At 51.6% G+C, this 25784-nt stretch carries 18 protein-coding genes; 9 read left to right on the forward strand and 9 right to left on the reverse strand.

Annotated elements, in window-relative coordinates; genetic code table 11:
- Positions 1-13 precede the first annotated feature (13 nt).
- Both ACYVC2_RS02935 and ACYVC2_RS02940 read left to right on the forward strand, forming a co-directional pair.
- Complete coding sequence (locus ACYVC2_RS02935) at positions 14-994, forward strand: pyruvate dehydrogenase complex E1 component subunit beta (RefSeq protein WP_461100782.1); 981 nt, start codon at positions 14-16, stop codon at positions 992-994.
- 236 nt (positions 995-1230) lie between these two features.
- Positions 1231-1569 (forward strand): hypothetical protein, encoded by a 339-nt coding sequence (locus ACYVC2_RS02940; RefSeq protein WP_461100783.1) that lies wholly within the window; start codon positions 1231-1233, stop codon positions 1567-1569.
- A gap of 46 nt (positions 1570-1615) precedes the next feature.
- Here the strand turns inward: ACYVC2_RS02940 and nadC are convergent, their stop codons facing one another.
- On the reverse strand, positions 1616-2449 hold the full coding sequence (gene nadC / locus ACYVC2_RS02945; protein WP_461100784.1) for a carboxylating nicotinate-nucleotide diphosphorylase: 834 nt from the start codon (positions 2447-2449) through the stop codon (positions 1616-1618).
- Positions 2450-2634: 185 nt separating this feature from the next.
- Between nadC and ACYVC2_RS02950 the strand changes: the two genes are divergently transcribed.
- The 5 genes from ACYVC2_RS02950 (at position 2635) to ACYVC2_RS02970 (ending at position 10198) form a co-directional block, all read left to right on the forward strand.
- Positions 2635-3015 (forward strand): hypothetical protein, encoded by a 381-nt coding sequence (locus ACYVC2_RS02950; protein WP_461100785.1) that lies wholly within the window; start codon positions 2635-2637, stop codon positions 3013-3015.
- A gap of 94 nt (positions 3016-3109) precedes the next feature.
- On the forward strand, positions 3110-6190 hold the full coding sequence (secDF, locus tag ACYVC2_RS02955) for a protein translocase subunit SecDF (protein WP_461100786.1): 3081 nt from the start codon (positions 3110-3112) through the stop codon (positions 6188-6190).
- A 142-nt stretch (positions 6191-6332) separates the two neighbouring features.
- Entirely contained in the window at positions 6333-7835 is a 1503-nt protein-coding gene (locus tag ACYVC2_RS02960) for an APC family permease (RefSeq protein WP_461100787.1), read from the forward strand.
- A gap of 110 nt (positions 7836-7945) precedes the next feature.
- The gene (locus ACYVC2_RS02965; RefSeq protein ID WP_461100788.1) at positions 7946-8752 is read left to right on the forward strand and encodes a sulfite exporter TauE/SafE family protein; all 807 of its coding nucleotides are present in this window, start codon (positions 7946-7948) and stop codon (positions 8750-8752) included.
- A 42-nt stretch (positions 8753-8794) separates the two neighbouring features.
- Complete coding sequence (locus ACYVC2_RS02970; protein WP_461100789.1) at positions 8795-10198, forward strand: MBL fold metallo-hydrolase; 1404 nt, start codon at positions 8795-8797, stop codon at positions 10196-10198.
- A gap of 177 nt (positions 10199-10375) precedes the next feature.
- Here the strand turns inward: ACYVC2_RS02970 and ACYVC2_RS02975 are convergent, their stop codons facing one another.
- The 4 genes from ACYVC2_RS02975 to ACYVC2_RS02990 all read right to left on the reverse strand — a co-directional run bounded on the left by ACYVC2_RS02975 (position 10376) and on the right by ACYVC2_RS02990 (position 16240).
- Complete coding sequence (locus ACYVC2_RS02975; RefSeq protein ID WP_461100790.1) at positions 10376-13216, reverse strand: M16 family metallopeptidase; 2841 nt, start codon at positions 13214-13216, stop codon at positions 10376-10378.
- Between the two features lie 58 nt (positions 13217-13274).
- Positions 13275-13670 (reverse strand): hypothetical protein, encoded by a 396-nt coding sequence (locus tag ACYVC2_RS02980; RefSeq protein WP_461100791.1) that lies wholly within the window; start codon positions 13668-13670, stop codon positions 13275-13277.
- A 136-nt stretch (positions 13671-13806) separates the two neighbouring features.
- Complete coding sequence (gene xylA / locus ACYVC2_RS02985; RefSeq protein WP_461100792.1) at positions 13807-15138, reverse strand: xylose isomerase; 1332 nt, start codon at positions 15136-15138, stop codon at positions 13807-13809.
- Between the two features lie 127 nt (positions 15139-15265).
- A complete protein-coding gene (locus tag ACYVC2_RS02990; protein ID WP_461100793.1) occupies positions 15266-16240 on the reverse strand; it encodes a phytanoyl-CoA dioxygenase family protein in 975 nt (324 codons plus the stop codon).
- Between the two features lie 153 nt (positions 16241-16393).
- Here ACYVC2_RS02990 and ACYVC2_RS02995 point away from each other — a divergent pair, with 153 nt between their 5' ends.
- Positions 16394-17257: a helix-turn-helix domain-containing protein gene (locus ACYVC2_RS02995; protein ID WP_461100794.1), complete on the forward strand. Its 864-nt coding sequence runs from the start codon at positions 16394-16396 to the stop codon at positions 17255-17257.
- A 20-nt stretch (positions 17258-17277) separates the two neighbouring features.
- On the opposite strand, the gene ACYVC2_RS03000 is transcribed toward ACYVC2_RS02995, so the two are convergent.
- Both ACYVC2_RS03000 and ACYVC2_RS03005 read right to left on the reverse strand, forming a co-directional pair.
- Entirely contained in the window at positions 17278-17979 is a 702-nt protein-coding gene (locus ACYVC2_RS03000; protein WP_461100795.1) for an NUDIX hydrolase, read from the reverse strand.
- 96 nt (positions 17980-18075) lie between these two features.
- On the reverse strand, positions 18076-18897 hold the full coding sequence (locus ACYVC2_RS03005; protein ID WP_461100796.1) for an SDR family NAD(P)-dependent oxidoreductase: 822 nt from the start codon (positions 18895-18897) through the stop codon (positions 18076-18078).
- A 222-nt stretch (positions 18898-19119) separates the two neighbouring features.
- On the opposite strand from ACYVC2_RS03005, the gene ACYVC2_RS03010 reads away from it, so the two are divergent.
- Positions 19120-20664, forward strand: a complete 1545-nt coding sequence (locus ACYVC2_RS03010) for a TolB family protein (protein ID WP_461100797.1) — start codon at positions 19120-19122, stop codon at positions 20662-20664.
- Positions 20665-20673: 9 nt separating this feature from the next.
- On the opposite strand, the gene ACYVC2_RS03015 is transcribed toward ACYVC2_RS03010, so the two are convergent.
- Positions 20674-22134, reverse strand: a complete 1461-nt coding sequence (locus ACYVC2_RS03015) for a rubredoxin (protein WP_461100798.1) — start codon at positions 22132-22134, stop codon at positions 20674-20676.
- 67 nt (positions 22135-22201) lie between these two features.
- The gene (locus tag ACYVC2_RS03020; RefSeq protein WP_461100799.1) at positions 22202-25726 is read right to left on the reverse strand and encodes a molybdopterin-dependent oxidoreductase; all 3525 of its coding nucleotides are present in this window, start codon (positions 25724-25726) and stop codon (positions 22202-22204) included.
- Positions 25727-25784 lie beyond the last annotated feature (58 nt).

Genomic DNA, 25784 nt, shown 5'->3' on the forward strand with positions numbered 1-25784 from the left:
TAATACACTCAGCATGAGAGAAATACAGTTCCGCGAAGCCCTACGGGAGGCCATGTCGGAAGAAATGCGCCGGGACCCACTGGTCTATCTGATGGGCGAAGAAGTGGCTGAATACAACGGAGCCTATAAAGTCAGTCAGGGCATGCTGGACGAATTCGGCTCCGAGCGGGTGATCGACACACCGATCGCCGAGTTGGGCTTTGCCGGTATTGGCGTTGGCTCAGCCATAAACGGCCTGCGCCCAATTATTGAGTTTATGACGTTCAATTTTTCGCTGGTAGCGATCGATCAGGTCATCAACTCAGCGGCAAAAATTATGTCGATGTCGGGCGGGCAATATTCCTGCCCGATTGTGTTTCGGGGGCCTACTGGTAACGCCGGCATGCTGTCGTCCCAACACTCGCAGAACTTTGAGAACTGGTTCGCCAACACCTCGGGGCTCAAAGTAGTCGTGCCATCGAATCCTTATGATGCCAAAGGTCTGCTCAAATCCTGCATTCGCGATAATGACCCGGTTATCTTTATGGAATCGGAACTGATGTATGGCGACAAAGGCCAGGTTCCGGAAGAAGAATACCTGATTCCGATTGGCCAGGCCAATGTGGTGCGGGAAGGCAACGACGTCACGATCGTGTCGTTCGGTAAGATTATGAAGGTGGCACTTGCCGCTGCCGATGAACTGACCAAAAATGGAATTTCGGCCGAAGTGATCGATCTGCGCTCGGTTCGCCCGATCGATTACGCAACGATCATCAATTCGGTGAAGAAAACGAACCGGTGCGTCATTGTCGAAGAAGCCTGGCCGTTGGCGGCTATTTCTTCGGAGCTGACCTATAACATCCAGCGCAACGCTTTTGATTATCTGGATGCACCCGTCGTTCGGGTCAACAGCATGGATTTACCGCTGCCCTACGCGCCGACGCTGATCGAAGCCATTCTGCCGAACGTGAAGCGTACGTTACAGGCTGTCGAAACGGTGATGTATAAAAAATAAGGGCTCTCGCTAGTGCCGAATGGAGCCTATAGTGACAAAGAAAGCGTCGGTCTGTTGGGCCGACGCTTTCTTTGTAAACCAACAACGCCCACCTGCTTCTGACAGATGGGCGTTGATTGACGCAATTGTAGTTAAAACGCCTGACGATCGCTTTTAGTTTACAACAAGAAAAATAGTAGAATTATTTTTCTCTAATCTCCATTTATGGGTAAAATTGCATAAACCTGAATAACACATTGACACAAAACCCAGTATTGAAGCCCACCGGCCGCATTATTTATGAAGTTTCTATTCAGTCGGTCGGATCGCTCACTACCATCCGACAGCGCGAACCGACCATCACTTTTTTTTCGAATTTACGCAAGGCCGTCGACGCCATTACCGCCGAACTTGCCCTGAATAACTGGCCGCCTAAAGTAAATTATACAGCCGTTTACCGGGGCGTAAAACAACGCGGCTTTTATGGCTGCGACTTCGATGTTGCCGGAACGCGCGTTTTCCGAATTAAAGTCGTTCCCCGCGTGCTGAACCCGGCCCTACCCAGATTAGGTATCGACGAAAATCCGACGGTCTGATAAAGACTATTCGCACCACCCCACAAAGGACCTGACTCGGTATCGATCAATACGCTTTCAGGCTCAAATCCAGGCTTTTGATTTGGTGCGTCAACGCGCCGGAGGAAATATAATCTACGCCCGTTTCGGCATAAGCCCGCAGGTTGGTTTCATCGATACCACCCGACGCTTCGGTGACGAACCGACCGTTGATAAGCCTGACCATATCACGGATGCCATCAGGCGAAAAATTATCCAGCAAAATCACATCGACCTGACCGACCCGCATGACCTCTTCTACTTCGGCACGGTTGCGCGTTTCGACCTCAATACGCAGGTTTCGGCCCGTTTCTTTCAGGTAAGCAACCGCTTTGGTTATAGCCGCTTCAATGCCTCCTGCGTAATCGATGTGATTGTCTTTGATCAGAATCATATCGTACAATCCGAAGCGGTGATTGACCGCTCCTCCGATTTTGGTGGCCATTTTCTCACAAATACGAAAATTTGGAGTAGTCTTGCGCGTATCCAGCAATCTGGCCCGTGTACCTTCGAGCAGACGAACCAGTTCGTGGGTATGGGTGGCAATGCCGCTCATGCGTTGCATACAGTTCAGCACCAGCCGCTCGGCGGTCAGTATGTTGCGGGCATTTCCACTGACCGTCAGTACGACATCGCCGGGCTTAATGCGGGCTCCGTCGTGCAGCAGCACATCGACCACAAACGAGGGGTCGACTTCGGCAAAGATCGCCTGAGCGACCTCCACCCCGGCTAAAATTCCTGATTCTTTGACCAGCAACCGGGCGCGCTTCTGGGCATCGGCCGGAATGGTAGAGCGAGATGTATGGTCGCCGTCGCCAACATCTTCGGCGAGGGCTAACTGGATAAATTCATGCAAATTCATGCGTGCAAGGTAGCAGATTTTTTCTCGACAGGATTAATAGAATGTGTGCGATTTCGTCCTGGCGTCGCATTTGGAGTGGCGTGCATCTGATTTAGAAAAAATTCTGTGTATCCGGATAATCGTGTCGGCAAACGCTTGTATTCCACCGAAATTGGTGCGAAATTTGTAATCCGCTAAGGGAATTTATGAAGCAACCGCGCGTCATACAACGTCTTTCGAGCTTAATGCTGGCCACCTTATTGCTGTTTTCAGCGATGTGGGGATATGGCAGCACGGCGCAGCATAAGACGCTGACGAAAAAAAAGCCGGCAACCGAACAAACTAAATCGGGCAAGTCGACCAACCCAACGGATGCCCAACTGAGCGCGGCCCAGTTCGAAGCTGTTGTTACCCCTGCCATACAATTAGGCGGTTCGGGTCAGACCGCTATTCTGCTTCCCGAGCCCACGCTCGTGATTCTAATGCTGCTAAGCATCCCGCTGCTTCGGCATTTTACCTTTCCGCATTTCTATTTTTCTTATTTCAAGCACGTTTTTGGGCATCATATAGCTACGAATGCGCCCTAGTGTTTTGCCGAGCTTCCGGCCCGGTACCCGCCTATCTTAATTTTGTACTTACCTTATTATTTTTTCTTAACGGACCACAGGCCCGTTATAACCCATGCAAAACAGAACCGGAATTCTCATTCTGACAGGTGTCATTGCAGCCATCTGCATCTATTTCCTGTCCTTTACATTCGTTTCGCGCGGTATCAAGGCCGACGCGGAGGCTTATGCGACCAACAAACAAGGCCAGGTCGACCGTGACAAAAAACAACATTACCTGGACTCGCTCTGGAAAGAGCCTGTTTACCTGGGTAGCACCCTTCAGGAAGTTACGGAACGCGAACTGGGCCTGGGCCTTGACCTACAGGGCGGTATGCACGTCGTACTCGAAGTGTCGCCTGCCGATATTCTGCGGAGCTTGTCGGGTAACAACCGGGATCCGAAATTCAACCAGGCGCTGAAACAGGCGGCTGAAGCGCAGAAAACGAGCAATGCCAGCTTCGTGGATTTGTTCGCCGATGAGTTTAAGAAACTGGCTCCAGACACCAAATTGGCTACTGTATTCGCCACCAGCGCCAACCGTAGTAAAATCAACTTCCAGTCGTCGGATACCGAAGTACGGAAGCTACTGAATGATGAGGTCAACGGAGCCACTACGCGGGCGTTCCAGATCATCCAGGCGCGGGTCGATAAATTTGGGGTTGCCAATCCAAACATTCAGCGGTTACCGGGCTCGGGCCGTATTCAGATCGAATTACCGGGTGTCGATAACCCAGAGCGTATCCGCCGACTGCTGACCGGCGCAGCCAAACTCGAATTCACGGAAGTCTACCGGCTGAACGAGTTGGCTCCTGCCCTCGAAGGCATGGGCGCTTATCTATTGCGCGAAGAAACCGCTCGGAAAGCGGCTTTGAAAACCACGAACCCATCTGCTGGCTCGGCAGCCCAAGGTACCTCCAGCCTGGAATCGCAGCTGGCGAAAGGCGCAAAGAAAGATTCGACGGCTAAGAATGACACCGCAGCCGCAGCCGCTCAGGGTACGGCGCTAACGCAATTATTCCTGCCGGTTGGCCAGGATCAACTGGGTGTTTACCTGAAAGATACGGCTCGCGCCAACGCGGTGCTGAACGCACCTGAAGTACGTAGCCTCTTCCCATCGGATGCCATTTTCGCCTGGGATCGGAAAACCTTCAAAGCTACCGATGGTAAAGAAATTCTGCCGCTTTATTTCCTGAAAAAACCAGGTGGCCGGGCTCCGCTCGAAGGCGATGTGATTACCGACGCAGCTAACGATTACGATGACCGGGGCCGGCCGGAAGTAACCATGAATATGAACGCCGAAGGTGGCCGTAAATGGAAAAACCTGACCGCGGCTAACGTTGGCCGACCGGTAGCCATTCTGCTGGACAACCTGGTGTATACTGCTCCAAACGTACAGAACGAAATTCCGAACGGACGGTCGAGCATCTCGGGCAATTTCACGGTTGAAGAAACCAAAGATATGGCCAACGTACTGAAAGCGGGTAAACTGCCGGCACCGACCAACATCGTCGAAGAAAGCGTTGTGGGAGCGACTCTGGGTTCGGAAGCGGTTACGGCTGGGGTTATTTCGTCGCTTGTCGGCATTTTGCTGGTACTGGCTTTTGTGGTATTCTATTACAACCGCGCCGGGTTCATTGCCGACATTGCACTGCTGGTTAACCTGTTCTTCCTGCTGGGCGTTATGGCCTCGCTGGGCGCCGTGCTGACCATGCCAGGTATCGCGGGTATCGTCTTGTCGATTGGGATGGCCGTGGATGCGAACGTACTGATATTTGAGCGGATCAAAGAAGAGCTGGCCGAAGGAAAAACCTTCAAAACCGCTGTTAGCGACGGGTTTAAAAACGCCATGTCGTCGATCATCGACTCGAACGTAACGACTTTCCTCACCGGTGTTGTTTTGTTCATCTTCGGTACGGGTCTGATCCTGGGCTTTGCTACCACGCTGATCATCGGTATCCTGACCTCGCTGTTTGCGGCTATTTTCATCACACGACTGCTGCTGGAATACTATATCCGCAATGGCAAAACGCTGACTTTCAGCTCGACATGGGCTAAAAATCTGTTTGCTGATTCGAACTTCGATTTCGTATCCCGACGGAAACTGTATTACACGGTTTCTTCGGTAATCATTGCTGCGGGTATCATCTCGGCTGTATTCAAAGGATTCGGCCTGGGTGTCGACTTCAAAGGCGGCCGCTCGTATGTGATCCGGTTCGAAAAAGCTGTTAGCACAGACGAAGTTCGGAACTCGCTGGAAGGCGTATTGGGGGCTTCGCCAGAAGTGAAAACCTATGGTGGCACCGGTATCGGTTCCAACCAGGTAAAAGTAACGACTCCTTATCTGGTCGACGACAATTCGCAGGGTGCCGATAAGAAAGCCGAAGCCACTATTTACAAAGGCCTGAGCAGCCTCAGTGGTAATCCGGCAAAGATTGAAAGCTCTCAGAAAGTTGGACCGACCATCGCTTACGACATTCTGACGTCGGCCTTATGGTCGATCCTGCTGGCGGTAGCCGTCGTCTTTGCTTACATTCTGATCCGGTTCAAGAAACTGGCGTTTGGTTATGGCGCGGTGGTGGCTATGTTCCACGACGTTCTGATCATTCTGGCTATTTTCACTTTCTTCAACGGCTGGCTACCCTTCTCGCTGGACGTCGACCAAGCTTTTGTCGGTGCCTTACTGACCATTATGGGGTATTCCATGAACGATACCGTGGTTGTCTTCGACCGGGTGCGTGAGTACCTGAACGAGAACCGCGGCAAGAAAGAAAGCATCCCGACGATTATCAACAACGCGCTGAACAGCACCCTGAGCCGTACGGCCGTAACGGGTTTCTCGACGATTCTGGTTCTGCTGGTCTTGTTCATCTTCGGTGGTGAAACCATCCGGGGCTTCTCGTTCGCGATGCTGATCGGGGTTATTGTCGGAACGTATTCGTCGCTGTTCGTGGCAACGCCGATCGTTGTCGATGCGCTGAGCCGCGATCAGGAAAAAGATTCGGCGCTGCTAGCCACGCCTGTAACCGAAAAGAAAACGGGTTATGATGCGATACCCGCTGATTTCACCACGAAAGCAGCGGCCACGCCCGAAGAGTTTACGGCGAAGAAGGAAAAGAAAGATAAAAAACCGCTGATTCGTCCTTCTCAATCCTAGATCAACAAGTTCCAAAAAGCCGGGTAGCCTGAAAACTACCCGGCTTTTTCTGGTTCATGTCACGGAATTTAGTATCTTTCCCGGCGTTTTCACCTAAGAATATTTTTCCAAACGACACAATCACCAAACTGTATTTTCCTACATGGAAACTAAATTGAAACCAGTTGATACCAGTGTCTGGCGTAAAAAGCCCCTTGCGGCTTATGAAGCCGACATGAAGAAGAGTGAACTCAAGCGCGTACTGACACGCTGGGGACTAACCTCATTAGGCATTGGAGCCGTCATCGGGGGAGGGATTTTCGTACTGACGGGGATTGCCGCTCATGATTGGGCAGGCCCAGCGCTGGCCCTGTCGTTTGTGCTGGCCGGTGTAGCCTGTACATTCGCAGCTCTTTGCTATGCTGAGTTTGCCTCCATTCTTCCCGTCGAAGGATCAGCCTATGCGTATTCGTACGGAACCGTTGGTGAAATTTTCGCCTGGCTCATCGGCTGGAACCTGATTCTTGAGTATATGATGGGGGCCACAACGGTAGCTGTGAGCTGGTCGGGTTATTTTGAGAAGCTCCTTCATCTCTTTCATATCGATCCGCCGATCTGGCTGATGAACGATCCTATTACGGCCCAGGAAAAAGCCGCTGCGCTGCGGGCTACCGGTGTAGCAGTTCCCGATTTTTCGTTTGCCATCAATTTGCCCGCGTTTCTCATTGTGCTGGTCGTGACTTATATTCTGGTACGGGGTATAAAAGAAGCCGCCAGCACAAACAACATTATCGTCATTGTGAAGGTCGCGGTCGTTATTTTCGTTATCATCGTAGGAGCCTTTTATGTCGATACGACCAACTGGACGCCATTTATTCCCGAAACGATTGTCGATAAAACAGGGCAGCAGCATTATGGCTTCAATGGGATTGTTACAGCGGCCAGCATCGTGTTTTTCGCCTATATTGGGTTCGATGCCGTTTCGACGCAGGCAGGCGAAGCCATCAATCCTAAGAAAGACGTTCCTTTTGCCATTATTGCCTCACTGATCATTTGCACAGTCCTTTATATTTTAGTCTCGCTGGTACTGACCGGTATGGTGCCTTTCAAAGCCCTTGACCTGAAAGCGCCCGTGGCGCAGGCGTTCGCTGATAAGGGCCTGACCTGGGCAGTTTACATCATTACCATCGCGGCTCTGGGTGGGCTAACATCGGTAATGCTGGTGATGATGCTTGGCCAAACCCGGGTCTTCCTGGGTATGGCTAAAGATGGCCTGATTCCACCGGGCCTGTTTGCCTCGATTCACCCCCGGTTTAAAACCCCCTGGAAAAGCACCATCCTGGTAGGCTTTATTGTCTCGATTGTAGCCGCTCTGACGCCCATCGATAAGGTATCGGAACTGACCAGCTCAGGAACCTTGCTGGCCTTTGCCATGATTTGCGGAGCAGTTTGGCTTTTACGAATTCGGGAACCCAATCTGGAGCGCCCTTACCGTACTCCGGTGTTACCACTCATTGCTACGCTGGGAATCGGTGCCAATCTGTATCTGATGTACAATCTGCGCACCGACACTAAAATTTCATTTCTAATCTGGTGTGCCATAGGCTTAGTCGTTTATTTCGCCTATAGCCGTCAGCATAGTCACTTGAATAAACCCGAAGAATAATTCGACCACGATATCCTGCATAATCCAAAAACGCCCTCCGCTTGCCAAAGTAGAGGGCGTTTTTTATGAGCTTGTAAACTTATCGTGCTTGAACTGTAGTTTTGCTTTTCATGAGTGGAGAGGAACTATTCGGATATGCGTCGGCGATTGTTGTAGGCTTAGTGATTGGATTGGCTGGCGGTGGCGGGTCTATTCTGACGGTTCCTATTTTTGTCTATGTATTTCATATCCCAACGGTCCTCGCAACTACTTATTCACTGTTCGTCGTCGGCTCTACTTCGCTGGTCGGATCGATCAATCATGTCTGGAAGAAACGGGTCAGCTTACCCATTACGCTGGCATTTGCCCTCCCCTCCTTTGTATCGGTCTATTTAAGCCGACGGTTTCTTTTACCGGCGCTTCCCGATCCGCTTTTTCAGTTCGAGAATTTCATTCTGCCGAAAAGCAATGCGATCCTGTATTTCTTCGCCATTGTTATGATCATAGCGGCCCATGCCATGATTCGCAACGATCGGCCGGAAGAAGGCGAAGCGGCCGATGGGCGGCCACGTTACGGAAACCTGGCGCTCGATGGCTTGTCGGTGGGTTTGTTGACCGGTACCATTGGAGCAGGGGGCGGTTTTCTGATTGTGCCGATGCTGGTATTACTGGCAGGACTAACGGTTCACCGAGCGGTCGCCACTTCGGTGGTCATTATAGCCGTCAATTCGTTCGTTGGTTTCCTGGGTGATATTCACCATACCGACCTGAACTGGAATTTTCTGCTGCCCTTTACGGGTTTATCTATCATCGGCATTTTTGTGGGCATGTATTTTGCGCGTTTTGTAGCACCGAACAAACTCAAGAAAGGGTTTGGCTGGTTTGTACTCGTAATCGCCTTTTATATGATCGGCCGGGAATTATACCACGGACTATAGTCCGCATCTGCTTGAAATTCGGACCACAGTCCGCGATATCCTATGACGATCGAACAATTGTATACGGGTTGCCTGGCCCAAGGTGCTTATTATATCGAAAGCGCTGGTGAAGCCGCCATTATCGACCCGCTTCGGGAAACGGCTCCTTATCTTCGAAAAGCAGAAAAAGATGGGGCGAAAATAAAGTACGTTTTCGAAACTCACTTTCACGCTGATTTTGTTTCCGGGCATCTGGACGTAGCCCAAAAAACCGGTGCTACCATTGTGTATGGCCCTGGTGCCGATACAAAATTCGCTGCCTATCGGGCCAAAGACGGCGAAGCCTTTCGGCTGGGAAACGTTACCATAAAAGCGCTGCACACGCCCGGTCATACGCCCGAATCGACGACTTATCTACTACTCGATGAAACCGGAAAAGATCACGCCATTTTTACCGGCGATACGCTTTTCATCGGCGACGTCGGCCGGCCCGATCTGGCGATCAAGGGCAATCTCACCGAGCGTGATTTAGCCGGGATGCTCTACGACAGTCTGCATACCAAAATTATGCCGCTGGCCGATAACGTGATTGTGTACCCCGCTCATGGTGCCGGATCGGCCTGTGGAAAGAACATGAGCAAAGAGACGACGGACACCCTTGGCAATCAGAAGCGATTCAACTATGCGCTACGGGCAAAATCGAAAGCCGAATTTATTGACCAAGTGCTGGACGGCCTGACGACCGCTCCAGCTTATTTCGCCGAAAATGCCCGCCTGAACAAAGAAGGGTACGAATCCATCGATCGAGTCTTGCAGCGGGGTAGCCAGGCCCTATCTCCTAACGCATTCGAAGCGGCCGTCAACGAAACCGGGGCGCTGGTTCTGGATGTTCGGTCGGCGGCCGACTTTGCGCAGGGGTTCATCCCCAATTCAATTAATATCGGTCTGAACGGTCAGTTTGCTCCCTGGGTTGGGGCGCTGGTTCCGGATTTGGCCCAACCAATCGCGCTGGTTACTCCTGTGGGTCAGGAGGGCGAAACCGTGTTGCGCCTGGCGCGGGTAGGTTATGACCAATGCATCGGGTTCCTGGAAGGAGGATTCCAAGCCTGGCAACAAGCCGGCAAAGAAGTCGACACGATCGCATCGATTTCGGCGGAGGAGTTTGCCGAGCGCTGGCAACAGCATTCAAATATGGCTGTAATCGATGTTCGCAAACCGGTTGAGTTTGCCGAAGAACACATCGAAGGCGCTGAAAACATTCCTCTGGATAACCTCAACGACCATATGGCCCAAATTCCACGAAACGAACCTGTCTATGTGCATTGCGCAGGCGGATACCGTTCGATGGTAGCCAACTCCATCCTGAAAGCGCGCGGCTTCGATAGCGTCGTGAATATAGACGGTGGGATGGCTGCGATCAAAAAAACGAGCGTACCGATCTCCGCCGATACGCCCGCTTCTCACTAAAACTGTATTTCTAAAGCGAAAATAATTCAGGAACAGTCATTTGCAAATCGGGTATAGCCGGAGCAGCACTGTACTTTCCATAGCTTTTGAGGATTTGGCTAAATATACGGAAATAAACTAATCGCCTACATCTTCAGGCAATCCCGTTTAGTTGAACGGGATTGCCTGAGCATTCATCTACTGTTTCTTTTCCGGCATCAGCACAAGCCGAATCAGATTCGGTCCGAAATACTGATTGGCAGCGGCTTTGGTACTTTCGACAGTCACTTTCTGCAGGTGTTCATTTTCGTGTAATACTTCGTCGGGAGCGTCGCCGGTATAGTACTGGTTTTGAAGGTAACTGAGCCAGAACTGGTTGTCTTTCAACTGTACTTCGGTTTCCCGACGGGTTTCGGCTTTGAATTTGGTAATATCAGCAGGTACAGCACCTTTTTGTTTCAGATCATTGATCAATTCCTGGGTTTTGGCGATGAGCTTTTCGACATTCTCAGGGGCGCAGCCAAAGCTGATACGGAACGTATAACGCGGCACCGGATATTTTGCGTAAGCCGCATTCGCACTAACGCCGTAAACACCGCTTTCTTCTTCCCGTAGTTTTTCGATCAGTTTAATTTCCAGCACTTCGGCCAGCGCATCCAGTTGAACCGTCGTTTCGGGCGACCAGGTCAAATCACCACTGTATACCAATTGTACCGATGCTTTCGGGTCCAGACCGCGGTATACCGTTTTACTGATCTGCCCTTTTGGCGCCCGGATACCCAGGTCGTTGAATTTCTCAGCTTTGTCTGCTGCGGGCAAGCCCCCCAGATACTTTTCCAGCAACGGTTTTATCTGCTCTTCCTTAAAATTTCCGACAAAGAAAAACGTGAAATCACCGGCGTTGGCAAAGCGTTCCTGGTAAATCTTCAGCGTCCGGTCGAGATCGATTTTGTCCAGATCGTTGGGTTTGAGCGGTTGCCGACGCGGATTGTTATTCCCCAGGGTCACGGTCACCGTATCTTGAAAAACCCGCTGTGGCGTCGGCGTATTGATCTGGTTTTGCAGCGAACTTCGCTGGTTCGACAAAAACCCTTTGACCACATCGGGATCTTTACGAGGCTGGGTAAAATAGCTGTAGAGCAACTGAAGCGCGGTTTCGAGGTCTTTCGGTGCTGCGCTACCGTTCATGCCCTCGCTTAGTTCGCCGATATAGGGAAACACGCTTACTTGCTTGCCCGACAGGAATTTACCCAGTTGAATCTGGTTGTATTCACCGGTACCACCCATGGCCGTCAGGGTCGAAGCAAACCGCGCCGACTGAAAATCATTCAGGTCATAGAGCGACGTTCCGCCCAGGCTGCTGGCCGAAAACAGAATCTGATCGTTTTTGAAACTGGTCGGCTTCAGCACCACCCGAACACCGTTTTTGAGCGTCCACTCGGTTACGCCAATATCCTTGATCTGTTTTTCAGCAACAACGGGCGAACCGGTGGGTTGCTTGGCCAGCAGCGGGCTATCGAGGGTTTTGTCTTCGTAGGCAGTCAGTCCTTTTCCGGCATCGTCGACGTAACTCAGAATTTGAGCGACCGTCGGCAGCTTGGCTTTATCTTTTTCGGGAGCCATAACGATAACGGCCCGGTTGTCGTTGTGGATAAACTGATCGACCAGCGCGTTCACTTCGGCTAGTTTGATTCCATCCTGCTCCTTTTTCAGAAAATCGTAGTAGAAATCGATGCTCGTGTAGGGCGCCTTATCCGTGAAATTCTGCACGTATTCGTTTACAAAATTGACGGATCGGGTTTTGTTCCGTTCGCTGTATGCCTGCTCTACGTTCGTCATAAATTCCTGTTTGGCGCGCGTTAGTTCGGTGGGTGTAAAGCCAAACTGTTTTACACGGGCGTTCTCATCCAGTACCGCCCGGATGGCCCGCTCCACATTTCCTTCTTTAGCGATCGCAATCGATGTAAAGGCGTCCAGATTTCCCAGGAAATCACTGTAATTGCTATAGCCGCCCAGAAAAGGCGGGTCAGCACGTTGGGTCAGTTCCTGAATGCGGTTGCCCAGCATGGTATTGAACAGCCCGCGCTTGATGCTCTCTCTCAGATCGTTCAGCGTTTTTTCCTTGATTTCAGGACGCTTGTAAATGACCTGCACCACCGTATTCGGCTGTTCGGGGTCGGTCACGATCACCACTTTCGTGTCTTTGTGAGCGGGAATATCGTACTCGGTTCGCGGCTTCGGACTTTTCACGGCCGGAATCCGCCCGAATTTGGTTCGAATGATCGACTCCACCTGCTTCATGTCGAAGTCGCCGACGGCGATAACCGCCATCAGATCAGGGCGATACCAGTCCTTATAAAACTGGCGCAGGGTTTCGGGCTTAAACGTTGTCAGCACCTGTTCAGTACCAATCGGTAACCGTTTCGAATACTGCGAGTTATTCAGTAAGGCCGGAAAATACTGGTCGCGCATTCGCTGACCGGCCCCGCGGCCCAGTCGGCGTTCTTCCAGAATGACCCCGCGCTCTTTATCGACTTCAACCGGGTCGATGGTAGCGTTGTGCGCCCAGTCTTCCAGAATCTGAAAGGCGTTGTTGAACACATTGGCCGAGTCGGTCGGAACCGGTAGCTGATAAACCGTTTCATCGAAACCGGTGTATGCATTCAGATCGGCCCCGAAGCGAACACCTGCCGACTGCAGGAAATTGACCAGTTCGTTTTTCGGAAAGTTCTTTGTTCCATTAAACTCCATATGTTCCATGAAGTGAGCCAGGCCTTGCTGGTTATCGGTTTCCAGCACCGATCCCGCCCGAATGACCAGCCGCAGTTCGGCCCGGTTTTTCGGCTCCGTATTCTTGCGGATGTAATAGGTCAGTCCGTTGGGCAACTTCCCCACCTTAACATCGGGATCGAGCGGAATTGGGCTATTCAGGTTAACAGAAGCAGGTTTAACAGGGTTTGATTTAGTTTTAGGAGCGGGTTGAGCCCATGTCAGGCCTGCAATGAGCAGCAGGCTTAGGCTTACGGCAAAACGTACCATTCGGTCGCTTAAATTAAGTTAATATACAGAGCAATAACGCTGTAAATTACGGAATCGTTTAGTGTTTCCAGATGAGTACAATTCCGATTAGAATAGATAAAATGACGGCAAACCAGCAAATCCGGATTACCCACCGAATCGGAATTTCCCACATAGGCGCGTGCAGCATAGCGGTTTCGTCGTCGGCTTCCATTTCGCCATAAAAATTCCGGGTGCAGAAATCATCCCAACCGTTGTAATCGGCGAAACGGGCGAGGGCATCCAGCAACACCGGCGACGGCATTGGTACCGATTTCCAGAAAGCCTGCAGTTCGTGAGCATCCACAGGCTGGTTGGTATGACGTTGCACCAGTTCGCTTAGTTGCACAAAATCGCGCCATCGCCAGTGCGAAGAGGGCTCCCAGCGCAGAATCCGTTCCACCTGCTGTTTCAGATCGTCGGTATAGCGAGTCATACCCTAATGATACCATTTTTTTGTCAGTCAGCTTAACTGAATGGTGCTAATTTCAGTTGGCTACCAACGAAAAACTCCTCAGAGAGTTGACGTCTGAGGAGTTTTTCGAACAAGAACTGAGGCTGGAAATCGAACGCTAAATATATTGATTGATAATACTTTCGAGCCATTCCTGTTTTCCACTGCGCAGTTGCGGTTCACCGTTTTCGAGTGTGTAGCTCCGCAGATCTTCCAGCGACAGCTTACCCGTTTCGAAATCTTTCCCTGCTCCGGCGTTGAACGATTCATACCGGTCAGCGCGGAATTTCAGGTAGTCGGATTCGCGCAGGATACGGTCGGCAACGATAAACGAGCGGGCAAAAGCGTCCATCCCGCTAATGTGCGCCACGAAAATATCCTCCAGGTCCGTCGAGTTCCGGCGAACTTTAGCGTCGAAATTGATTCCACCCGGTTTGATGCCTCCTGCCTGTTGAATCACCAGCATAGCTTCGGTCAGTTCGTACAGATTGATCGGGAACTGGTCGGTATCCCAGCCGTTCTGGTTATCGCCCCGGTTGGCGTCGATGCTGCCTAACATACCCGCGTCGGCCGCCACCTGCAACTCATGATCGAACGTATGACCGGCCAGGGTAGCATGGTTGACTTCAATATTCAGTTGAAAATCCTGATCCAGACCGTATTGACGCAGAAATCCGATCACCGTAGCCGCATCGTAATCGTACTGATGTTTGGTAGGTTCCATGGGCTTTGGCTCGATGAAAAACGTGCCGGTAAACCCTTGCTTGCGGGCATAGTCGCGAGCCATGGTCAGAAAGCGGGCCAAATGCTCAACTTCCCGTTTCATGTTGGTATTCAGCAGCGACATGTATCCTTCGCGGCCACCCCAGAAAACGTAGTTTTCGCCACCCAGTGCAATCGTTGCATCGATTGCATTCTTCACCTGCGTACCGGCATAAGCAACCACCGCAAAATCAGGGTTTGTCGATGCGCCATTCATGTAGCGGGGGTTGGAAAACACGTTGGCGGTTCCCCACAGTAATTTTACACCACTGGCCTGCTGCTTCTGTTTGGCGTATTCGACAATGGCCTGCAAATGGTTTTCGTAATCGCGGGCCGTCGGCCCCTCATCGATCAGATCAATATCGTGGAAGCAATAGTAAGGAGCGCCAATTTTGGTGATAAACTCAAAGGCAGCATCCATTTTATGCTTCGCCCGCACGATCGGGTCGGCGTTTAGATCCCAGGCAAACTGACGTGTTCCCGGTCCAAACGGGTCTCCCCCAGTGCCGGTAAACGTATGCCAGTAGCTGATAGCAAACCGCATGTGTTCGCGCAGGGGCTTACCCGCCACTATGCGCTCCGGGTTATACCATTTAAACGACAATGGATTTTTTGACTCCGTACCTTCATACGGAATGGCATCGATACCTTTAAAGTATTCCTGATCGCCCAGAGTGATCGTTGACATAATAGCTGATTAGTTGATCCTGATGACTCAAAAATAAAGCCCTACTGAAAATACTTTATTTTCGTGTAAAAATGACACTTAATCATTAATTGTCAAAATGACACCTAATAAATTTTCTAACTATGGGTCACCATTTTTTAAGCCCTAACAGTTTTTCGCCCAGTTCCGACAAACTGGCCCGCTCATAACGGGTTTTTTCCCAGTTGCGCGGATCGCCCGGAAACGCATATCCTTCGGGGGCCTGCCGCTCGCGCCAGGAAGTAATCCGCCATTGCCGTAGCGCTTCGTTGTCTTCTTCGGCGGGCATCATCGAGATGTACTGCGCCAGGCGCACTTTATCTTTCGAGCGATTGGGGCGGATCCCGTGCGGCTGAGTGCTGTTAAAAATCAACAGATCACCCGCTTCCATTTTCACTTTCACCAGCTCGAATCCGGTTGTATCGGGTTTAAAATGATCGCGGTCGGCGGGTTGCGTCAACTTCCAGGTGTCGTAGGTGCGGTAGAGCTCTGGAATACACTGAAACCCGCCCATATTTTCGTCAGTCTGATCAGCCAGCGCCAATACACCCTGCACGTTCTGGGGTTTTGTTTCCGGGTCGTAGTCCCAGTGAATGAAGCCCTTAAACTCAAAACCCGGCTGTACAGGCAGGTTCAGATTCGCCCGATCGATGGTCACCCACAGTTTTTCGGTTCCCCAGATGTCTACGAACGCATCGTATACGCGCGGATACTGCCGGTTATCCCATTCATACTGGTGGTTGTAGAGCTCGACCATGCCGCTGTTGGTCAGCTCTTTCATCTTTATTTCAGCGCGGGGTGGTGTATACCAGGTCGACGGATCGGCTGGATCTTTTTCTTCAAACTCCCATAATAGTTGCGCGAGTCGTTCCGTGTTTTCTTTAGGTACAGCCTGTCTGATAACGATATAGCCGTTGTCTTTCCAGAACTGCCAGTCTTCTTCCGACAACACGCGCAGAGGTTTTCCGTTCGAGCGGTCGTTAAGGCCGATCTTGCTACTGGTGGCGGTGGATGGGTTGCCCGGAATATCTTTATGCGCATTGTCCGGGATCATGGTAGGAGCCATTGGTTGTGTCGTTTCCATTGCTGATAGTATTTAGGAGCGATTTTATTGAACAAAATTAGTTATCCTGTTCAGGCAGGGGTTATAACGGAAGTAGCCAGTTTTTGCACTATATTGCTCTTAGTCAGCCTGAAAATTATTTATTTAGGCAGTATTGGCAAAATATATGAAGCCATGAAGCTTTCTTTCGAGCAGATTAGCCCCGATCTGAACAGTTCCTTTCATCTGCTGCTGACGCCCCACCTCAGCGACGTCTTTCTGTGGCATTATCACCCGGAATACGAGATCGTGTATATCGAAGGGGCTAACGGTACCCGGCATGTAGGCGAGCATATTTCCCGCTACGAAGGCAGCGATCTGGTGTTCATCGGTCCAAACATTCCACACCTCAACTTCGACTACGGCGTCAAAACCAACCATCGGAAGGTGGTTGTTCAGCTAAAAGAAAATTTTCTGGGGGATGTATTCTGGCAGGCACCGGAGTTTATGACCATCTCGCAGTTATTCGAGCGGGCTCGTTTCGGCATCTCGTTTTATGGAAAGACCAAACAGGTCGTAGGCGAACAATTGAGCCAGTTGGCTCAACTCCCCCCTTTCGAACGCTTAATGACTTTGTTGAATATTTTTCAACAGCTGGCCGTCAGCCACGAATACACCCTTCTGCAGGGAGAAGCCGTAGTCAGCGCTTATAATCTGAAAGAACAGCAACGGCTCAAGCGCGTGAACCAGTTTATTGCCGAACAATATTCGCGCAAGATCGACATTCCGGAGGTGGCTGCTCTGGCGAACCTGACAGAAGCCGCTTTTTGCCGCTATTTCAAGCGCATGACCCGGCTGACCTTTACGCAGTTTTTGAATCAATACCGCATCAATCAGGCCCAGAAATTACTGCTGCTGGACAATACCGTCACCGAAGCCTGCTTTGCTTCCGGTTTTGAAAGCCTCTCCTACTTCAATAAAATCTTCCGGCGAGTTACAGGCGAAAACCCGCTTCAGTTTAAAAAACGGCACAGTGGGTACACGGCCGGGCTGGCGTGATACTTGCGCGATACCAAAACTCAAAGCAGTGTATCCGATGTAGGAATAAAGTTGAGAAACGAATTGGTGAGCTGCTGATATTTAGCCGTATCGACCTGATAGAAATAAGCTCCGCGCTTTGAAAAGCCTTTCTGCTTCTCATTGAGTTTGATTAGCAAACCGGTCGACAGAATTTTACGGCTGAAATTGCGCTTATCGAACTCCGTGTTGTAGATAGCGTCGTACAGTTTTTTTAACTGCGGGATGGTGAATTTTTCGGGCAGCAGTTCAAAACCGATCGGATGCTGGGCCGCTTTGTAGCGCAAACGCTTGATGGCCAGATCGACCATCTCGGCGTGGTCGAACAGGAGCGTCGGCAGATCATAGAGCGAAAACCAGCGAGCCTGAAAGCTTTCCGAAATTTTCGACGCATAATCGGCCACTTTCACCAGCGCAAAATACGCCACCGAAATGGTGCGGACGATGGGGTCGCGATGAGGTTCACCGAACGCGTACAACTGCTCCAGATACACATTAGTCAGCCCGGTTAGCTCCAGCAAAATACGGTCGGCAGCCTGCTCAAGCCCCTCGTCGGGCCGTAGCCAGCCGCCCATCAGAGACCAGGTATCGTTTTCGACTCCACGCTTGACCAGCAGTACGTTCAGGCTTTCACCATCGAAGCCAAAAATGATAGAATCTAACGCCAATAAATAAGGATGCTGCTGTTTGTACTGCTCGATCATCGGATTGGCAAAGCGGCCTTCAGGCGAGTAATTTTTGTTGAAAGGAAGATAATCCGTTGCAAACTACGTGTTTTCTTTCAATAGCGCAGTGTCAGGCTAGAAGCCAATTGAATTTCCACCATCGACCGGAAGCGATACCCCTGTGATGTAGCGGGCAGCTTCCGACGCCAGAAAAACAGCCGCCCAGCCGATGTCTTCCGGCTTACCAAAGGCACCTATGGGCGTCCGGCGCATAGCGCGGGCAAAGCGGTCGGGATCGCCCCCCATTGCAGTTTTGCTCATGGCCGTTTCGATAAAACCCGGCGCAATGGCGTTTACGCGAACTCCGTTTCCGGAAAATTCAGACGCCAGTACCCGCACCATTCCTTCGACCCCTGATTTAGAGGCCGCATAGGCCGCTACCCGATCGATACCGTAATAAGCCGCCATCGACGAAATCATGATGATGGACCCACGGCCACGCGCCAGCATCCGACGGGCACAGGCGCGCGTCAGGGTAAACACTGAATTCAGATTCGTCTGCACGATTCGGTCAAATTCTTCGTCGGTAACCTCCAGTGCTGGTTTTTTGAGATTGATTCCCGCGTTGTTGACCAGAATATCGATGGGTCCGTGCACTCGCTCGATTTCGGCCACCAGCCCTTCCAGCGACGAGCGCTCGGTTACGTCACTGACAAAATAATGAGCCGACTTTTCGCCGTTTCCGCCGGCCAACGTACCTATCGCATCGCGCAAAGGCTGCTCGCGCCGACCGGTAATGACGACCGTAGCACCGGCTGAAACCATACAGCGTGCTATATCGAAACCAATACCGCTGCCGCCCCCCGTGATCAGCGCTACCTTTCCGGTTAGCGCAAAAACCTGCGTATCTGCTGGTGCTGAGATCGATTGGCCGGTAGGAGGTGTAAGTTCAGTCATTTGCTTATGCACTTGATCCATTGATTGATTCTGATTAGGAACAAAATTAGACGCGGTATGCATTGAAGACAGCAGTCGACTATAATTACTGGTCTGCCAGTAGGTAGCGCGGCCTGGTAAGATTTAATCTGTACTTAATCGGTAGAAAGTGCGTCTGTTAGCCTCTGTAATTAGCTGGTAAAGCGTTGGCTTGGCTGGCTTTCTGATAACCCTTCCTTTTCGATGAAAAACGTATTCCTTTCTATACTCATACTGGCCTGTTCAGGTAGTCTTCTTGTAGGAACATCAGCGTCGGTTCTGGCCCAGAAATCGACGCTTGGCCTCTTCGATGGTCACGGCGATGTCGGCGACGTATTAAAACCGGGCTCCGCCAGCTACAATCCCAAAACCCGTCAGTACGAACTTTCGGGCGCTGGTTATAACGTCTGGTTCGATCACGACGAGTTTCATTTTCTATGGAAGCGTCTGAAAGGTGATTTTATCCTCTACACGCGGGCTGCGCTGGTCGGCAAAGGCGTTGATCCACACCGCAAGGTTGGCTGGATGGTTCGCAGCAGTCTGGACGGTAAATCGGCTCATATCAATGCCGTAGAGCATGGCGATGGCTTAACGTCTCTGCAATTCCGACGAACTACCGGTGCCAATACCGAAGAGATCAAGTCGACGTTGACCCATGCCGATGTCATTCAGCTCGAACGGAAAGGTAATACCTACACCATGCGGGTAGCCAAATTCGGCGAACCGTTCGTGACCGAACAGGTAGCGGATCTGAATCTGGGCGATGAGGTATATGTTGGCCTGTTCGTGGGCTCACACAATAAAGACGTCGTTGAGCGGGGCGTATTCTCGGATGTCCGGATCAGCGCCCCGGCTCCCGAAAGCCTGGTCCCTTACCGGCAGTATCTGGGCAGCAATCTGGAAATTCTGGACGTAAGCACAGGCAGCCGCCGGGTTATTTATAATTCGCCCAAATCGCTACAGGCTCCGAACTGGACGGCAGATGGCAAATCGCTGATTTACAACAGCGACGGACTCATGTACAAGTTTGACCTGGCCAAAGGACAGCCAACGGTATTGAATACAGGCGAAGTAAAGAACAACAACAACGACCACGTGCTGTCATTCGACGGAAAGATGCTGGGGTTGAGCAGTGGGGTAAAAGAATTAGGCGGCTCGATCGTTTATACCGTTCCGGCCACGGGCGGCAACCCGAAGCAGATCACCCCCAAAGGGCCATCATATCTGCACGGCTGGTCGCCCGACAAAAAACAGCTGGTATTTACGGGTCAGCGCGATAACGAGTTCGATATTTACCGTGTTCCTGCCAGCGGTGGTCCCGAAGTTCGGCTGACCGAGGCCAAAGGGCTCGACGACGGTCCAGAATATACGCCCGATGGAAAGTACATTTATTTCAACTCTGCCCGGACCGGCACCATGCAGATCTACCGGATGAAAGCCGATGGCAGCCAGCAGGAAGCCATAACCAACGGCGAATTTCACGACTGGTTTCCGCATATCTCACCCGACGGCAAGTGGATCGTTTTTCTCTCATTCCTGAAAGACGAAGTCAAGGCCGATGACCATCCGTTCTACAAGCATGTTTATTTACGGCTACTGCCGATTTCGGGTACGGGGCAGCCCAAAGTCATTGCGTACATCTACGGTGGTCAGGGCACAATCAATACGCCTTCCTGGTCACCAGACAGCAAGCGAGTAGCTTTTATCAGCAACTCGGAGATCGGCAGCATCAGCCCCGTAGATAAATAATGCTGCACTTTATACGGTAATGTCCTCGATAAGGATTTCGTTAAACTCCGCTTTAGGGGCTTCACAAGTAGCGCAGACGTACTCAGCTGGCAAGGTTTTGAAAGGAGTGCCAGCCGAAATACCCAGTCGTTCATCACCATACTGTTCGTCGTACACCGTCAGGCAATGTGGACACTGATAAACGGCATTGGGGGTTACCGAAGCAGGTTCTGATGGGGAGACATCCAGGCCGACAACTTCCGTTGTTTGTTGTAACCGTCGGGCGTTGAACTTACGGCAAAGGCGACCGATCTGATTCGGAACATGAATCCTGAATAACCCTTTCTCGAATAAGCGATAGGTCCGGCTGTTGGGGTTAAAATTTTCGGTGAAATACAAATCATAAACGCTGAACAGCGCGAGCTGTCCGATACGAAGTAGTGGTCGTCGACGAATCAGTACATTACCGAATACCTCCGACTTTGGCAAGGTCTGAACGCCGAAACAAAGCCCAAACGTGCGGGTGTCGTTTTTCTGCAAATACCGCATGACGTAGTTTTTGAGCTGCGTCCCCTCGTCCGTGTGGTCTTCCGTTTGCCAGGCTAATTCGTTGGCAGCGTGACGTACATTGATGTTGTGCTTGCCTAGAACATACGACCAGGCTACCCGGTCTTTTTCTTCGATGCCTTTAATAATCAGCGACTTCCAGGGAGTCGCGCAGATTTCACCGATGCGCGTGTTCAGACAAAGCGCGCAAACATCCAGTAGAAACGGTATCGAGAACTGCTCATCCTGACGGTATAAGCCCAGCCACGACCGTTGGCCGTAACGATTGAAGCCTTCGTAATAGGGTAGCGAAAACTCGGGTAGTTCTATTTCCTGCAGAGCAGGCTGCGTAATAAACGTTCGCCCAGCCGTAACCGCTTCGTACAACGCTTCGCCGTCCCGCTGCCCCTGGTCCAGCATGGTTTCTTCGATGGTTTTCGCCAACCGACCGACATCGTTTGTATAAATCAGATCCGGCCACTGAAACACGGCATTACTTTGTTTCGGGCGAATGTACAAATACCAGAAATGCGGGTCGGAAGAAGCGACGAAATTCAGGTTTCCGGTGAAATAAGGGGTGAAACTCTGATTTGCATCCGAAAGGTTTATTTTCAGACGCGGCTGATAATCAAACTGGTCCAGCACCGTATGGTACTCGCTTTCGCGCAGCCACGCCCCCGTCCGGAACACGTCTTCCCCCCAGTATGAGCTGATGATATTGGGGTACTGTTCCGTATTGACCTCATACGAAACCTGATGCTGCTTCAGGTCTTTCTCCAGAAAACGCATGTCCTCGTAATGCACCGTCATCAGCAACTGTTGCCGTGCGCCAAACCGTACGGTCCGGACATTGGCCTCCTGAGCCAATGACAGTACATTCTGCAGCGCCCCCGGCGATACGATGCCAGCGGGCATATTGATTTTGAGGGTGTAGTAGTCGCGCATGGATTAATGTTGACTGATAGAATAATTGAGTGATTGAATAGCTGAAAATCAACGTCTATTCCCTCATTCAATCATTCACTAATTCTATAATTGACAATAGGATGCTTCGCACTTCGGGTCGGCAGGAACCACAGCCGGTTCCGGCGCCTGTTTTCTGGCAGAGCTGCTGAAAATCGGTACAGCCCGCCTGGATAGCCCGTTCCAGATTGCCCCGGCCAACCGTATTACAGGAACAAACCAGTTTTCCCTCCACCGGATCTACCTTTTTACTGGCTCGTAGTAGTTGCAATCGCTTTTCGGATAACTCGATTCCTTTATCGATGAGATCGCGGAATTCGGCAAACTCGTTTTTATCGCCCACCAGAATGGCCCCCACCAGTTTATCGCCCTGAACGATGCATTTTTTATAGTACCGTTTTGCCTTATCGATGAATATAATCTCTTCGTATTCAGCCCGATGGGCTGCACCTGACGGTACTTCGGCCAGCCCGATGCTGCATAAATGAAGCCCTTCCATTTTCAGGATGTTCATAGACAAACTACCCTGGTAAGGCTGAGAGACATCACCGGCGATAAAGCGGGCGGCCGTTTCGGCCTGCTGTTCGGCAGCCAGGGTGACGCCCCACATCTGGCCATTCCACTGGGCCACTTCACCAGCCGCGAATATATCGGGATCGGACGTTTGCAGGTAATCATTCACCACAACGCCCCGGTTGCAGGTCAGCCCCGAAATGCGGGCCAGCTCAATATTCGGCTCGGTTCCGATGGCCATCACAACCACTTGACAATCAATCTTTCGACCCGACTTGAGCTGAACTCCTTCCAGGCGATCCCGCCCGGCGAACGTCTGAATCTCCTCGTTGAAATATACCTCGATCCCCCGATCCAGCAGCTCCAGGTATAGCAGCTCGCTGGCCAGTTGGTCGAGCTGTCGTTCCATCAGACGGCCAGACCGATGTACCAGCGTTACCCGTGCGCCAATCTGCCGGAGCGAAGCCGCCAGCTCCAACCCCAGCAAACCGCCACCGACGATTACCGCATGGGGTGATTCCCGATCCAGAAACGGTAAGAGCGAGTCGGCATCGAGCCGGGAACGCAGGTTAAAAATACCCGGTATGCGTGGTACGCTTTTGGGCATAAACGCCCGGCTTCCCGTACCCAGCAGAATTTTATCATAAGAATGTTCGACGCCGTTGCTATCGATAACAACCTTGGCAGCCCGGTCGATGTGTTCGACGCCTACCCCTTTGTGCACGATGATGTTGGCTTCGGCAAACTGATCTTCCCGAAGTTTGACCAGTTGCTCCCAGGTCTGCTCACCGCTGATGTAATCGGGCAGCAAAACCCGGTTGTAGAACGGGTAAATTTCTTTGGAGAACACATGAATTTCATCGTCTGTGTTCAAGGCACGATAGGCATTGATGAAACCCAGCCCCGCCGACCCCGCACCGATAATAATGATTTTCTCAACAGGCTTCTTGTATGGCAATACCTCCACGGCCGAAAATTTGAAATCCGGCTCTTTCGAACGTGGATCGACCAGCGCATTGGTCAGGTTGTTGGCCCGGTTCAGATTGCTGTCCAACAGTTTCCCCCAATGCATCGGCAAAAAACACAATCCCGGACGTACATCATCGGTCAGTTGAGCTTTCACCCGTACATTACCCCGCCGACCCCGTACCTCCACCAGCTGACCATCCTGAATCCTACGCGCTTTGGCGTCGTCGGGGTGCAGTTGTAGAAACGGCTGCGGAATATGCTGATTGAGCTTGGCTACCCGCCCGGTTTTGGTCATGGTGTGCCACTGATCGCGGATACGGCCGGTGGTCAGTACCAGCGGAAAATCATCGTCTGTCGGCTCGGACGTATTCTCGTCGGGTATCGCATGGATTTGCGCGCGCTGGTTGGCCGTATAAAACCGCCCATCGGTAAACAATCGCTTCGTACCGTCCTCTTCTGCCCCAGACCCTGCACTCTTGGCCGGAAACGGCCACTGCACCGTCCGTTTTTTCTTCAGCAGCTCGTAGCTGACACCCGTCACGTCGACGTTCGTTCCGGCGGTAATTCGCGTGTATTCCTGATAAACCTCCGAAGCACCCTTGTAGTCGAAATCGGCTCCGAATCCCATTTTGTGCGCAAATCGCCAGATAATTTCTACGTCGGGCAGCGCTTCGCCGGGTGCGTCGATAACTTTCGGCAGGTAGGCAATCCGGCGCTCGGCATTGGTCATGGTGCCTTCTTTTTCGAGCCAGGCCGCAGCGGGCAGCACGACATCCGCAAAGCGCACCGTATCCGCTCGATTCGACACATCCTGCACAACCACAAACCGAGCCTTTTTCAGCGCTTTTTCAACGGCATTGACGTCGGGCATGCTTACCAATGGATTTGTATTGATAATCCAGATGGCTTTTAAGCGGTCATCGGCCAGGGCTTCGAACATTTCGGTGGCAGTCAGGCCAGGTTTGGCCGCAATCCTGACCGGACTGTTCCAGAACGCTTCGACTTCTGCCCGATGAGCCGCATTCGTAACCTCGCGGTGGGCGGGCAGGATGTTGGCCAGGCCGCCGGTTTCGCGGCCTCCCATGGCATTAGGCTGTCCTGTCAGCGAGAAAGGCCCATTACCGGGTTTGCCGATACGTCCTGTTATCAGATGTAGATTGATAAGCGATAGGTTCTTGTTGACCCCAATCACCGACTGATTCAGCCCCATCGTCCATAGTGACAAAAATCCTTTCGACCGGCCAATCCAGTTCGCTGCCGTGTAAATTGCTTCAGCGTCGATACCGCACAAGTCGGCAGCTTCCTCCACCGAGCGCTTCATGACCTGCTCCTGGTGGGTGAAAAAACCGTCGGCATGATCGGCAATGAACTCGGGATCGATATAGTCGTTTTCGATCAGCAGGCGACCAATGGCGTTGTTCAGCACGATATCCGTACCAGGCCGAATGGGCAAATGCAGATCCGACGAACGGGCCGTATCGGTCCGGCGCGGATCGACACAAATAATCTTTACGGTCGGATTGGCGGCTTTATGGGCTTCGATCCGGCGCCAGAGAATCGGATGGCACCAGGCCGGATTGGCCCCCTCGACCAGAAAAACATCGGCTTCTTCAATATCGTCGTAACAAACCGGCACCGAATCTTCACCCAGCGACAGTTTATAACCCACCACCGCCGAACTCATGCACAGCCGGGAGTTCGTATCGATGTTGTTGGAGCCAATAAACCCCTTGATCAGCTTATTGACCAGGTAATATTCTTCCGTCAGGCATTGGCCCGACACGTAAAAAGCCACCGAATCGGGGCCATATTTCTGAATAAATGTTCTAAAAACGGCGGCTGTACGCTCCAGAGCCGCATCCCAACTCACCCGCTGCATGGGCATCGACCGGTTGTGCCGCATCTGCGGATATAACAGCCGGTCCGACTGATCCATCACGGTATAATGCAGATTCATTCCCTTCGAACAAAGCATGCCTTTGTTCGAAGGGTGCTGCGGATCACCGTCCAGACTCAATCGTCCGTTCTGTTCCTGTTTGACCCTGATTCCACAGCCAACGCCACAATAACAACAGGTAGTTTGGTGAGTCATAGATTTAATGGATAATGAATAATGCAAAATGAATAAGAAGACGCTCCTACAACTATAC

It is taken from the genome of Spirosoma koreense, from assembly GCF_054777875.1.